The following is a 13,499-nucleotide window of genomic DNA, read 5'->3' on the forward strand; positions in this document are numbered from 1 at the left end:
ACCAACGGCCACAAACCGCCAGGAACAATCCAGCCCCACCGCCCGCTCCCCATGCCCACACCAACGGACAACAGCCATATAGGACACGGTCTAAGACTCCTACCCGGAAGGCGCCCTACAGGCGAAGTGCTGGTCAGCTTCGGCTCCTGTAGCGCCGCATCAGGTGCTGGCTGCACGCGCCCACGAGCAGGGCTCCGATCACTACGAGGCTGGTGACCATCATTGGTGGTTCCTTTCGGTTCTGCCGGTCCGTTCGGCCGGTACACAGACAAGAGGCAGGGAGATCCGAAAAGGATTCACCTCCAGCCGAAGTCTCTTTCGAACCCCACTCCCACAGCCACGGCACATGGGGCGCAACGGCCGGGAAGCGACGGCGCACACCGCGCCACGTCGTCGAACCGGTCGCTCAGCGGCACAACCAGGGGCGACTGGCGGATGCGGAGGGGGCCCAGATGTCCGGAATATTGGTCGGGCGAGAGGGAGGAGAACGTCCTGCAGTTGGTTGCCTTCACCGATGTCGATACCAAGATCTACCGTGGTGACGCGTGCGTGGCACCCACGGTCGCCCAGGCTGCGCTGTATGCCTGCCTGGAGGGACCAGCTCACCGCCATGCTCGCCGAGCCGGCCGACGGTTGATGACTGCGTGCGCTGGCGGTAGGCCCGTCACGGCCGACGCACGGCCTGAAGAAGCCGGGGGCCGGGGTTCTGTCACGGTGCTTTTCTGGCATTCCTTTCCTGGGTGGAAAACCAGCCATGCGTGCAACGGTTAGTGACTCCCGTGAACGGTCTGTATAGGTTCTGGGGCGGTTCGGGACGTCCTGTGGCGGCCCGGACCGAAAGCTCTTTCATCGGATCTGGAGGGGGATTCGCATGGCTGACATCGATCTCGGGGTGGCAACGGACTGGGCGGAGGGAGAGACTCACGGCCGCATTCAGCTGCGGCAGAACCAGGTCTACCCGACCTCGCCGAAGAAGGACGTTCTCATCAGCTCCCCGGTGAGCATCGAGCTGTCCGTGAACACGAACCGCTCCACCTCGCAGGAGGCGGACAAGATCTACTTCACCACCTACCACGGCTCCACGAAAAAGATCATCGCGGTGCTCGACTCCGACGGCAACCTCCACATCGCCGGCCGCCTGATCACCGAACAGAAGGACCTCCGCTACTAGGACACTCCTTCTGGACTGACCCCGCCATGACCAAGGCAGGGATCCTGGAGAGACGCTCGACTTCGGCTGACCGACGACAGCAGGGCCGGACAGGATCACGCTGCCCGGCCCCGCTGCTCGTTCTCGGCTGCTCACCGGCTGAGGCGGATGCGCGGCCCCGACGCGAACTCGAGGTCATCCATCAGGGTGGCCTCCATCTCATCTCCCACTGGCCGCGCAGACCGAACGGGTTGATCTCCATCCGCTCCAGGACGGCCAGGGTCTTGGGCTGCCCGATCAGTGCGTATCGGCCGTGCGAGCGGGTCTACTGCCCGGCCCATACGCCCGCAGCATCTCCTCCAAGCGGGGAGCGGTGCTGCTTTACGAACACCTCCAGGCGCTGGATGTACCCCTCTCGTTCCTCGGTGCGCACTGCGCTCAGGACGACGTCCAGGAACTCCCCGTCCGGCCAGTGGCGCTCGCCCGGCGCGGCCACGGCCTACGGGAATCGCTCCGCCACCGCCAGGACGTCCTTTGCGTCCAGCGCCGGAGCCCGGGCCGGTTCCTCCACCGGGGCCTCCTGCGGTGCGGGGGAGGCCGACTGCTGAAGGCGGGCGAGCAGCAGGGCGCTGGAGGCGGCGCGCCCGCGCTGTGGCGGTGGTGTCGGCGATGCCCATCACGACCACCACATCCTGACCTGGGACAGCTGCTCGAACCGCTCCGGAGACAGCGTCGCGGTGCGGCTGCGTTGGTTCCCGATCCACGCCCCGAGCCGGAGCTCCCGCTCCTCCTGGTCCTCGCCGACGACGATCCGTTCGACGTGCTTCCTCGGCACCCGCAGGTGTCCCTCGCGCTCGTAGAACTGCTTGGTGGCCTCGTAGTTCATCGCCCACTTGTCGGCCTGCGTACGGCGTGCGGGTGGCTTCTCGTCCTCGGTCGCAGGCTCGATTCCGGGGACCTGCTCGCACATCCACTGCTGGACGGTGGTGAGGTTGTCCCAGCTGAGGCGGACTGGGCCTGTCTATCGGCCGGGGTCCTTGTTTTGGTGTGTGGCGTTGCCGGGTTTGGTTGGCGGTGGGCGGTCGGTCTCGAGGTGGAGGCGGACGAGAGGGAAGGCGCGCTGCTATTCCACCGGCGAGGCCGGGCACCAGGCTGGGCATCAGGGTGGGTTGATGTTCTGCGGTTGCTTGCGCCGCTTGTCCGTCAGCGCTCCGGTCTGGTGGTGGAGGTTATTCGGTTCTGTTCCGGCTGTGGGGTCGTGCTGCCGACTGCCCGTGGTTCGGTTGGCTTCCGCCTGTACGACATCGACGCTGTCGCATGTTTGGGCCTTGTGCGGACGCTGCTCGTTCTGGGACTGGGTCTGCCCACGGTCCGGAAGGTCGTCGATTGGGAGATCTCGCTGCCCGAGGTCGCTGCGGCGTTTGCCGAAGCTCTGGCGGTACAGATCCGGACGCTGCGCCTGCGGCGCGGTGCTGACGGCGGTGGCCAAGCGCGGGTCCACCCGCGAGGAGATGGGTCTCATGCACAAACTGGCCAAGCTTTCCGAGGACAACGCCGTCGCCTGGTCGACGTTTTCCTCGGTACTGTCTTCGGCGGCCTGGATGCCGACCCCGAATTTTGCGGGGATCACGCGCTCGATGACTCCTGAGCTTTCTGACAGCCCTTGAGCCGGGGCGGGTGGAGGCGTGGGTCGGGCTGCTGGGCTGTCCCAGGACCCGGACTTCTGTATCTGCGTGCGGCGCATGGCTGGGCACTATGCGGCCGACCGTGCTCAGGGCGGCACTGCACGCCTGCGCCGCGACCCCGCCGCAGTGGTTCTTGACCAGGTGGGTCCGGCCCTGGCAGCCGGCGTCACCCCGGATTCACCCCAGGCCGGCCGGGTCATCGAGGTGGTCTTGGCTCAGTACGTGCACGTCCTGGGCTGCCCCGATGACTCCGGCCTTCGGCGTCGGTTGCTGGGCTGGCTGGAGTTCGCGAACGCCCTGTGCGGGGAGTGGTGTGTGCGGCTGTTCGCAGTGATCGACGGCTGGCCGGCACCAACAAAGTCCCTGGCGCTGGCGTATGACTGGCTCATTCTGGCCTTGAGTGCCCGGGCGCCGGTGTAGCGGACGGGCCGGGCGGTGCGGCGCGGTGTTGGCTTACCCGGTCATGCCGCCTGCGCCTGGTCGCGTTCGGCCAGCGGCCCGTACGTGAAGCCGGCTCCGGCGCGGACCGAGGGGGCAAGGCGGGCCTTCGTTGGCGGCACGCCAGCAGGTCCGGGCAGACTCGGCAGACTCGGACGCCATGGCGAGCCTGGCGGTGCGGGAGCCCGCGCTCTTGGTGGCCTCGTGTGGAGGGGGACGGTGGCGAAGGCTGGGTGGCCACTGCCTGGTCGGCCGGTCCGGCGCTGTGGCGGTCCGCGTGCGCACAGTGTCCGGTGCTCTTCGTGGTACGTCTGGGTGGTGGCCGGGTTTTCGTGGAACGGTGGTCTGCGGTTCCGGCCGTGTGTGCGGTGGCTTCTGCGATCCCGCCCTGGTCGCTGTGCTCTCCGCTTGCCGGCCGGTTGCCGTACCGGGTTGTGGGCCTTGTGGTTCTCCGGTCCTTTGGGGGCGGGTGCTAGGTGGTGGCGGGGTGCACCGGTTCCGCCTCGCAGGGGTCGCTTGTGGCCGCAGCGGCCGCTTATCTGGACTTCGCGCTCGACGAACCGGACCTCTATCAGGTGATGTACGGCCTTGGCGGTGTTCACGTGCCGGCCGCCGAGACCGTCACCGAGGGCGATGCGGTCGGCGCTGTGGTCGCGGATGCCTTGGGGACCACGGATCCCTACGACGACCGCGTCGCCCGTATCTGGGCCACCGCGCACGGCCTTGCCGCCCTGCATGCCATCCGCAAGCTTCCCGTCGACCGCGCCCACCTGCACCGGTTGCTGGCGGCGAGCGTCGAGGACCTTCTCCGTACCCCGCAGCGACCGGATGGAGCCGTTCGATGATCACTGCTCTCACTGTTTCCGGCCGGTGGACGGCCGACGACATCCCGGACCAGAGGGGCCGGACGGTCGTGGTGACCGGTGCCAACAGCGGCCTGGGCTACGTCAGCGCGCGAGAGCTCGCCCGCCACGGCGCCCGCGTCGTCCTCACCGCACGAAACGCGGACAAGGGCAGGGCCGTGCTGGACAGGCTTCGGGGCGAGCTTCCCGGCTCCGTCGTGGAATTACGCTCCCTGGACCTGGCCGACCTGGACTCGGTCCATGCGTTCGCCGGCGGCCTCGAGACACCTGTGGACGTACTGGTCAACAACGCGGGGGTCATGATGCCGCCCCGTTCCCTCACCAAGCAGGGGTTCGAGTCCCAGTTCGGTACCAACCACCTGGGGCACTTCGCGCTGACCGGTCTGCTGCTGGAGCGGCTGCGGGCCGGCCGTGATCCACGCGTGGTGACCATCTCCTCGACCCTGCACAAGAACGGCGCCATCCACTTCGACGACCTCGACGGCCAACGCTCCTACTCGCCGCGCGGGTTCTACGCCCAGTCCAAGTTCGCCAACGTGCTGTTCGGCCTGGAGCTGGACCGGCGGCTGCGGGCGAGCGCCGTCCCGGTTCTCAGCCTCCTGGCCCATCCCGGCTACTCGGCCACCAACCTCCAGTCCTCCGGACCGACCGGGCTGCTCAAGGCGATCTTGAAGGTCACCAACCGCTACGTCGCGCAGGACGTCGCGACGGGCGCGCTCAACCAGCTCTACGCGGCCGCTTCCCCGCATGCCCAGGGCGGTCAGTTCATCGGACCCGACGGGCGTAACGAGGCCAAGGGCCACCCCACCCTTGTCCGGCCGGCCGAATCCGCCACCGATCCCGAGTCCGCCCGCTGTCTGTGGGACCTGTCGGAGCGGCTCACTGGAGTCCGCTACGACTTCGCCATCCGGCCGGCCGGCCCGCACGGTGCCGCAGGCCTCACGCCAACAGCGTCACCGTGACCCGATTTCGTGTGTCCGGGGTGTGTCTGTCTGAGCGGGCGGGTGGTGGAGGAGGTGTGCCGGGCGGGCGGCTGGTGGCTTCCGCTGCGCACGCGGGGGTCGGCGAGGGCTTTGACGGTGTCGGTGTCGTGCGCGCGGAGCGCTCCGAGGACCTTTACCAGGGTTTCGTAGACCGGTGAGGTCAGCGGGAGGCCCGTCGGTCAGTGCGGGAAGCCCGCCGGTCAGTGCGGGAGGCCTGACGTGTGGGCCGCCGGCGTGTGCGCGGGCGGGGCCAGGCCTGCTGGCCGCCGGGCCTGGGCGGGTTCCGGGACCCGGTATCCCGCCCAGGCTGAAGGTCAGGCGCTCCGTGCATTTCAGGGCTCCAATGCCGAACTCTGATGCGTTATTTGCATGATTTTCGAGTATGGTGGGGCCATGGGTTTGAGTCTGGAGGAGTCACTCCGGCTGACGGTGGCTGCGTTGATGCAGGCCACGGGCGACTCGCAGAGGGTGATCGCCGCGGTGCTCGGGCTGACGCAGACGCAGGTCTCGCGCCGGCAGTCCGGGGCGACCTCGTGGACCTTGCGTGACGTCGATGTCCTGGCCGAGCACTACGGGATCGCTGCGCTGGATCTGCTGGCGGGCCCGACGCGGGCCTGCGAGACGCTGCCTGTCGCCCGGCGTCGCATCGCCCACGCTGGCACGGGACAGGGAGCGGTCCGGTGAGTGTGTTCGATGCGATCGACTCGCTGCTCGCGGGCGTCGGCCCGCAGGTCGAGCTCCCGGAGCCTGAGAAGCGGCGGGAGCTGCGGGAGCGGGCCCGGTTGTCCAAAGCGCAGGTGGCCCGGGCACTGGGCGTGAGCCCGGGCACGGTCACCGCGTGGGAAGGCGGACGGGAGCCGGCCGGAGAGACCCGAACCAAGTACGCCTACCTGCTGGACGGGCTGGCGGCCAAATACGCCACCGACACGGCTCAGTCCCCGCCGCCTGCTATCGGCACGGCTCAGTCCGCGCCGCCTGCCACCGGCACGGTCCAGGCCACGCTGTGTGCCGTCGAGCCGGTAGCGGCACAGCCGCAGCCCCCTGCCGCGGCCCGGATTCCTGCGGCTTCCCGGGTGCCGGAGGAGGCCGGCGGCGACGGTGACGGTGACGAGGTGGAGGTCCTCGCCGTGCCCGAGCCGTGTGTGCTGTGCGGGCATTCGGCCACCACCCGGGTGGCGGGCTTCGCCCAGCACCTGGACCCGGCCGACTGCCAGAGCATCATCACCGCGACGCCCGCACGGCCCGTCATGGCCGGGACCTCGACAACTGGGCCCGTACCTGCCCCAGCTGCGCCCGAACCTGCCCTTGTCGTCGCCCAGCCCGCCGCGCCGCCCGCCCAGCCCAAGGCCGCCCCGGCCGGGAAGCCGGCGGCGCGCGCATCGCGTGCGACGCCGCGTCCCTCCGAGCGTTCTCAGGGCCCGGCCCCGCGCGGGCGGGCGTTCCAGGAGCCGTCCGGACCGGTCGACCTGATCCACCAGGCGGTCAGGGCCGCGCTCGCCGAGCACCACGGCGATGTGGAGGCTGCCACCGCGGCTCTGCTGAAGCGGGCGATCCCGGATGCGATGCGCTTGTTGGACGAGACCCGTAAGGGTGCCCGTTACGACGTGATCGCCCACCCCTGGATCCCGGACATCCTCAAGAAACAAACGGCCCGCGGCGCCGACCAGATCTGGGAGGCCCGCCCCAAGTGGACCCGCCATGAGCTGCCACGCGGCCGGCACCAGGTCACCGCCCTCGACATCAACGGTGCCTACCTCTCCGCCCTCAAAACCCACCTCCCCCTCGGCCAGCTCGAGCACTCCGCCGGCCTCCCTCATGACCGCCGCCGCGCCGGCGTGCACCTGATCACCCCGCCCCCCTGGGAACACGAGCAGACCCTGCCCAACCCGATCGGCCAGCGCGACGAACCAGGCCCCCTGTGGGTGACCGAGCCCACCCTGCGCCTCCTGCTGCGCCTCTCCGGCCCGAAGTACGCTCTGTGCGCGCCCCCGCAGATCCACGAGTCCTACACCTCCGGCGCCACCGAGAACCTCCTGGAGAAGTTCCGTATCGCCCTGAAGGACGCCCGCGACACCGCGATCGCCGACGGCGACGAGGTCACGCTGGAATACGTGAAGGCCATGTACAGCAAGTTCGTCTCCACCATGGGGGAGTCCAACTACAACCGGGAGCTCTACCGGCCGGACTGGATGCACATCATCCGTTCGCAGGCGTTCGCGAACCTGTGGCTGAAGGCGCTCAAGGCCCACGACGAGGGCCTGACCGTCGTCCGGGCGATGGGCACCGACGAACTCCACGTCATCGGCGACTGGCGCAGTGTCTTCCCTGAAGGCAGGGGCGTTACCGAGGTGAAGGTCAAGGACACCTACACCGCCGGGACCGACGCCACCGAGCACACCGAGCACACCGAGCACCCTGAGACGGACGAGGAGGCAGAGGGGGAGTAATGCCGGAGAAGAACATCGACTTCGGGAAGTTCGGGGCCCGGGGCATCAAGGGCAGCGACGCGGTCGCGCGCAAGCTCGACGAGCTCGCCGGCGGTATCACCACCCCGGTCACCGTCAAGCGCGGCTGGATGGCGCGCCTGCACTACCTGACGACGTCGGGCAGGACCCGCCAGGCCGCGAAAGAGGCCGGGCTGACGGTCACCGACCGGACGCTCAAGGCATGGCTGGAGGGCAAGCAGGCGCCGTCGAGGACCAACCTGGCCAGGATCGACACCGCCTACCGGGCGGTGCGCCGGCACAACGTCGCCCGCCACCTCCTCAAGCGCCTCAACCGTGAGGGACGCGGCACCCGGGTGGAGATCCACCCCCTGGACCAGTCCCAGGTACCACGGCCCTTGCAGCGCGTGGTGGAGTACCGGTCGATGAACGTACGCCGCTGGGACCGCATCGTCAGCTCCTGGGCGGCCGGCGACTACCAGGGCCTGGACGCGGCCTGGGACGACACGATCGTCGACCTCGGCTCGCAATGGGGCCAGTACGAGTACGTCACCAACGTCGGCTTCGCCGCCTAGAGGACCTGCAGATTCCCAGATTCCGTGTCACTTTCTCAGGTCCGTAGCCAAGCGGATGCCATGCCTTAAGAACGTGCTGGTCACGGCTTCGCAGCCGGACGCCAGGGCGAGGAGCTGGCACGGAGTGCGAGAAGTCCGCACCGGCGACGCGGCCCGATGATCCCGGATCGGCCCTGCCCGTGGCGCCGGCGGATGACATGACCGACGAGAGCCTGCCGACCGGACACCGCTGCGCCGGACACCCCGCCACACACGGCATAGCACCCACCCGCCCCCGTACGCCCCCGGGTACCGGCCCGCGCCGCTATTCCACAGCAGGCCCCGGCCGCCCTCCGCGAAGGAGAGCGGCCGGGGCCGCTTGGAGTCCGGGAGTGGCCCCGGCCGCGCCATACCGCCGGCCATGCGGTGATCACATCGCGAGGCTGTGCCGCGGCCCCGGGAGCGCCCGGTCACTCACACGGGCCTGAGCGGCCGCACTCGTGCGCGTGTCATGCCGCGGGCTTGTGCAGCCAGTCCGCTTCGGTGGTCCAGAACATCTGGCGCGCACCGAGGTAGTCGTGGGCGAAGTCCGTGAACCGTTCACGGGTGAACGGCTTACCGGTCTTGGGGTCCTTGGCGTTGATGTCCGGTTCCTGGACGGCCATCGCGACGAGGGGAAGGGCGTCCTTGTAGTCGTGGAGGAACTTGTAGGAGTTCTCCATCTGGTACTTCCGGTCGGGCAGGGTGTCCGGTCCTCCGATGCCGATCTTCTTGTCCCGGGCGAGGTCGAACATCTCCTTCATGCGCTGGTGGTCGTCGTCATCCGGCAGGAAGTTGATGTACTGGATGAACTGCGTCTTGGTGAAGACCTTGCTGCCGTAGCGCATGTTGTCGATCTCGGCATCGATGTAGGACCTCGAGGTGTACTTGGTCCGGTCCGTCTTGGTGTCCACCTCGACTGCGGTCTCCGGGAGGTTCACCCCGGCGAGCTTGCCGTCGAACTTCTTGGCCATCGCCTTCAGCATGGCCTGGAAGTCCGCTCGCACCTCCTTGTTCCACTGCGCGGCCATGGCCCCGTGGGTGGTGGGGTTGTCAGGGTTCTCATCGACCGTCGGCGCGAGGCCGCCCGCGTCCTTCACATACTGGGGAACGTTGGCGTCCTTCATGGCCACATCGAAGAACCGGTCCTGAACCTGGACGAACAGTTTCTTGTGGCGTTCCTGGAGATACTTCAGGGCATTGTCCAGCCGCGACCACGTGTACTCCCCCCTCTTCCCCTCAAGGGCCTTCCAGGGCGCCACCACCTGTACGCCGCCGATGTCCTTACGGTCGATCATGGCTTTGACCTTCGGGTCCTCGCCGGACACGGCATCCTCGAATGCGCCGAGCGACATATACAGATTGTCCGTCACCTTGCCGTGGGACACCGGCGCGGCGGCCTTGCCAGGGGCGGGAGCCGCCGCGGCCACTCCCACGGCGGTCGTCAAAGCCACGGCCGTGAGGACAACAGATCCGACTGCACCACGTTGCGTCATCATGCACGAGACGCTAAAGGAACGTTCTCAGAGAAAGATAAGAGCGACCATCAAGAGCTCTGGGCACTTTCGGCTCCAGGCTGGATGGGCCGGGGAGCGACTTCGTCTTCATACGGTGAAGTGGTCACCGTGGCGGCATCCGGCCATGCTTCGGCGGACCCCGCTCGTGGCCGTCATCCGCCCCTGTCCGGCATCGCGGCCGTCGCTGCCGGACAAGCCGTCCACCTCGTACCCGCGGGCGAAGACGGAGCAGTTGCCGACGACACCACTGCCCGCAGGCCAGACACGGTGTCAGTTCTGATGGTTTCATAGGCGCCACTGCGCCCCGGAGTCTTCAATTCCAAGGCACTAAAACGATCTCGCTTTGGATTCACGGGGCGCAGGCAGCGGCAAAGGCTACCGGTACGCGCTCGAGAGAGCCGGTGCCCAGTGGGAGCCCCCTGCCCCGGCCCGGACGATACGCGAACCACCGAGCCCCCCGGACCACGGCGGCTCGCCAGGCGCTTACGAGTACTGCACCAGCGCCGGCCTCGCCGCACAGCGACACGGGCACGGCCGGAGCACCGCCGCAGCCCCCCTGATTTCCTCACCGAGTGCGAGGAAAACCGTCCCCACCTCGGCCCGCTTGCCGAACAGGGCGCCAGGGCCGAGGACGGCGGAATCATCATCTGGTCATAGGCAGAACGCCGCCTGTGACCCGCCTGTCGCCCCCCGGCCCTCGCTTCACCAGCGCATGCCGAGGGTGTCGAGGTCCGCGCGGCGTTGTGCAGTGAGCTTGTCGGCCCGTTTCCTGATGTTGTCGAGCACCATGCCGAGCTTGATGGCCACAGGCCCCTCAGCGCCGCCCTGACGGCCTGTCGGCCTGCCTTCTGGTCCCAGGTGCTCGACATGCTTCCGGGGCACGTTGAGGTGGCCTTCGCGGGCGTGATATTGGCGTGCTGCGCGGAGGTTGAGGGCCCATTTGTCTTCCTGTGTGCGTTTCACGGGCCGTTCGTGTTCTTCGGCCGGGGTGAGGCCGAGGACGTTCTCGAGCATCCACTGCTGGGCGGGTGCGAGGCTGTCCCAGCCGTGGCGGCATGCCCAGGCCCAGCGGCCGAGGTCTTCGCCCTGCACGATCACCTTGCCTGCCGCTGTCGGCACCGTCCCGCCGTCCTGGACATGGGCTTGTGCGAGGCGGAAGCAGCGTTGCCACCCGGTGTCCCATACCGGGCACCAGCCCGGGTCGATCTCGTCCAGCGCCTCGCGTCGTGCCTGGGTGAGCGCTTTGGCGCTGGATTCGACGGGGAGGCCGGCCTGGCGGCGTTCGGCGATGGTGTCCGCGAGCCGGGCTGCGGTGCGCTGGTTCTTCGCCCAGGTCCCGACCGGGTACCCGTCCCAGACGGCGGTAGCGGGCGGCAGGAAGTGCCCGTGGACAGCAGCCCAGGCCCGTGCGGCAGCGAGCCCTTCCTCAAACGCGATGTCCTGGTGGGACCAGACCATCCCGAGCCTGTCCAGCTCGGCGACCCGATCTGCGGTCAGGCGTCCGGCCTTGTTGAAGCGCCGCTGGTCCGCCAGCCACGTCCCCAGCGGGAACCCGGCCGGCGACCACTCCGGCGGCGTGACGAAGTCGTACGGCACCCGCAACTGCTCCGCGCCGGTCTTCTTCACATACCGCACGCTCGCCTCGATCCCACGCCGCCAGAAGGCGTTCTCGGGCTCGATCACCCGCAGCCTCACGAACCGCGCCAGCAGCGCCGGATCCCTCGGCGTGCTGAACTTCAGCAGTTCCCGCGCGGGCGCACTCGGCCCTCGCTCGCCCTCCGGCCGTTTCTGACCGTCTTCACCGGCCTCCTCGGGCTCGGAACTGCCGCTGCGCCGCCGGGGGTCGGCGAGGGCTTCGATGGTGTCGGTGTCGTGTGCGCGGAGTGCTTCGAGGATCTTCGCGAGGGTTTCGTAGGCTGTTGAGGTCAGTATTTCGTCCGGGGTTTCCCCCGGCGCGAGGAATACCGGGACGATGAGCGAAGCGATTTTCCCCTCGCCGGGCTTCATGCGCAGGGCGCGGCCGACCATTTGCACGATATCGATCACCGACCCCCTGGCGTCGCAGAAAGCGACGGAATCACAATTCGCTGTATCGACCCCTTCGCCGAGCACCCTCACGGAGCTGAGGACGCGCAGGGCAGCCGGCCGCAGGCGCGGCCCGCCGCTGTCACGCTCCTGGTCCTCGATGACGTCGGAGGCGAACTCATCCAGCACGGCCCGCCGGTGGCCAGGTGCGTGCCCGCCGCACAGCCAGTCGGCCCAGACCCCTTCCGGGGCTGGGAACCGGCGAGGGTCGTCCTGCCAGAGCCGCCGCGCGGCGCCGACGACTCCGGCGGCCATGGCCTCGGCCTCGCTGACCTTGCTGTGGAAGGCCAGCATCTTTCGCAGCCCCTCCTGTGCCGCCGCGGTCAGGACCCCGGCCTGCAGCGCCGCCAGCCGCGCCCCGCGCACCGCGTCTGCTCCGGGGCCGGCAACTTGGTGCGCCTCGTGGAGTTCGGGGTCGCTGATGTCGGCACACACGACCTGATAGGGCGCCACGAGTCCGCGGCTGACGGCCTCGGACAGGGTTAGCTTGAACGCCACAGGCCCGAAGACCGGAGAGTCGGGGTCCATGCTCGCGATCAGGCGCGGCTCCTCGTCCCGACCGCCACCAGCCGCTTCCCAGACGCGGGCCGTGGCGGTCATGTAGAGGCGGCGGGCCGCCGGGATCTTGGCCTGGTCATGCACGGCCGCCCACGGCTTGCCCGCATCCCCACTGGTCCGGTGCGCCTCGTCCACCACCATCAGATCCCACACACCCAGGCCCTGGGCGTGAGCGCGCTGGAGAACACCAAGGCCGACGGCGGCGTAAGTGGCGAACACCGTCACCCGCTCCAGCCCCCGCCCCCACCCCACCAGCTCGGCCGGATCCGTCGTACACGGCACGCCACCGAAGTCACCGGCACGCAATGAGCACACCCCGATCATCGCCCCCGCACGGCCGTCCTCCCGCCAGGCAGCCGCAATCTGCGTCAGCAGATCCAAAGTCGGCACCAGAACCAGCACGCGCTGCGCCCCCAGTTTCCGGGCGGTCTCGGTGGCGATCAGTGTCTTGCCCGAGCCGGTCGCGGCGATGACCTGGGTCCGCAGCCCCTCGGCCGGCATGTGCCCATTGGCGGGTGTCTGCAGAACGCGGAGGATGGCGTCGACGGCTTCCACCTGATGCGGGAACAGCTCTTTCCCCGGCATACCAATTTCCCTTCGCTGTTCTGTCTGAAGTATTTTCGAGTCCACTTGAATTCAGTTGTGCCAGAAACACGGGAGCTGAATATCCGAGTAGTTCAGCTTTTCAGGAACAGGTTTCCGGCTGAGTCAGGACGCCCTGCCCGGTCACCCGGAATCCGCAGCGGGGACCGCTCGTCTCTCCATAAGGTAGCGGGCCAGACAGAATGACGCACCCAGCCTTTCCGAAGCACCCTGGCCCGCCCATCGCCCCACCCAGGAGACCGTCATGACGAAAGGCCGACCACCACTTCACCTAACCCCGCCTCAGCAAACTCCCTGACATCCCATCACCCCTGGCATCATCCCCCTTGCCAGCCCAAGGAACGTGCGGAGCGCGTTCCGTCAGGCCGGATCGCGGAGCGATCCGAGCCCGAGGCCAACGGAGTTGGCCTCCCGGGCCACGGAGTGGACCGGATTCCCGGGACGGAGTCCCGGAACAACGCACGGAGTGCGTTGTTGTCTTCCGCCGCGTAGCGGCGGCGCGTCGTGTCTGCAGATCGGAAAAACACACAGCTGAACTCCAATCACTGGCCATAAGACTTGAGGGTGTTTTTTCTTCTTT

The 13,499-nt window shown here is 68.4% G+C and carries 11 protein-coding genes; 7 read left to right on the forward strand and 4 right to left on the reverse strand.

The annotated features are described in order from the left end of the window. Window positions 1–871 precede the first annotated feature (871 nt). A complete protein-coding gene (locus AC07BS_RS34765) occupies window positions 872–1,171 on the forward strand; it encodes a DUF6342 family protein (protein WP_478650913.1) in 300 nt (99 codons plus the stop codon). Window positions 1,172–1,826: 655 nt separating this feature from the next. On the opposite strand, the gene AC07BS_RS34770 is transcribed toward AC07BS_RS34765, so the two are convergent. Beyond that, the gene (locus AC07BS_RS34770) at window positions 1,827–2,120 is read right to left on the reverse strand and encodes a helicase associated domain-containing protein (protein ID WP_478935535.1); all 294 of its coding nucleotides are present in this window, start codon (window positions 2,118–2,120) and stop codon (window positions 1,827–1,829) included. A gap of 189 nt (window positions 2,121–2,309) precedes the next feature. Further along, window positions 2,310–2,780, reverse strand: a complete 471-nt coding sequence (locus AC07BS_RS34775) for a hypothetical protein (RefSeq protein ID WP_478935537.1) — start codon at window positions 2,778–2,780, stop codon at window positions 2,310–2,312. Window positions 2,781–2,892: 112 nt separating this feature from the next. On the opposite strand from AC07BS_RS34775, the gene AC07BS_RS34780 reads away from it, so the two are divergent. The 6 genes from AC07BS_RS34780 (at window position 2,893) to AC07BS_RS34805 (ending at window position 8,138) form a co-directional block, all read left to right on the forward strand. Continuing rightward, window positions 2,893–3,255: a hypothetical protein gene (locus AC07BS_RS34780; RefSeq protein WP_478935538.1), complete on the forward strand. Its 363-nt coding sequence runs from the start codon at window positions 2,893–2,895 to the stop codon at window positions 3,253–3,255. A gap of 536 nt (window positions 3,256–3,791) precedes the next feature. Beyond that, window positions 3,792–4,118 carry a TetR-like C-terminal domain-containing protein gene (locus AC07BS_RS34785; RefSeq protein WP_478935540.1) on the forward strand — a complete coding sequence of 109 codons (327 nt, stop codon included), beginning with the start codon at window positions 3,792–3,794 and terminating at the stop codon, window positions 4,116–4,118. Further along, window positions 4,115–5,098, forward strand: a complete 984-nt coding sequence (locus AC07BS_RS34790) for an oxidoreductase (RefSeq protein WP_478935542.1) — start codon at window positions 4,115–4,117, stop codon at window positions 5,096–5,098. The genes AC07BS_RS34785 and AC07BS_RS34790 overlap by 4 nt, the downstream gene beginning before the upstream one ends. Window positions 5,099–5,512: 414 nt before the next feature. After that, window positions 5,513–5,803: a helix-turn-helix domain-containing protein gene (locus AC07BS_RS34795; RefSeq protein WP_478650636.1), complete on the forward strand. Its 291-nt coding sequence runs from the start codon at window positions 5,513–5,515 to the stop codon at window positions 5,801–5,803. Next, the gene (locus tag AC07BS_RS34800) at window positions 5,800–7,566 is read left to right on the forward strand and encodes a helix-turn-helix domain-containing protein (protein ID WP_478935543.1); all 1,767 of its coding nucleotides are present in this window, start codon (window positions 5,800–5,802) and stop codon (window positions 7,564–7,566) included. The genes AC07BS_RS34795 and AC07BS_RS34800 overlap by 4 nt, the downstream gene beginning before the upstream one ends. After that, window positions 7,566–8,138 (forward strand): transcriptional regulator, encoded by a 573-nt coding sequence (locus AC07BS_RS34805; protein WP_478935544.1) that lies wholly within the window; start codon window positions 7,566–7,568, stop codon window positions 8,136–8,138. Before AC07BS_RS34800 ends, AC07BS_RS34805 begins: the two co-directional genes overlap by 1 nt. 488 nt (window positions 8,139–8,626) lie before the next feature. On the opposite strand, the gene AC07BS_RS34810 is transcribed toward AC07BS_RS34805, so the two are convergent. Both AC07BS_RS34810 and AC07BS_RS34815 read right to left on the reverse strand, forming a co-directional pair. After that, window positions 8,627–9,610, reverse strand: coding sequence for a hypothetical protein (locus AC07BS_RS34810; RefSeq protein WP_478935545.1), 984 nt, complete (start codon window positions 9,608–9,610; stop codon window positions 8,627–8,629). Window positions 9,611–10,375: 765 nt separating this feature from the next. Beyond that, window positions 10,376–12,901, reverse strand: a complete 2,526-nt coding sequence (locus AC07BS_RS34815) for a helicase associated domain-containing protein (protein ID WP_478935547.1) — start codon at window positions 12,899–12,901, stop codon at window positions 10,376–10,378. Window positions 12,902–13,499: the final 598 nt, after the last annotated feature.

It is taken from the genome of Streptomyces sp. NPDC044063 (genome assembly GCF_056434285.1).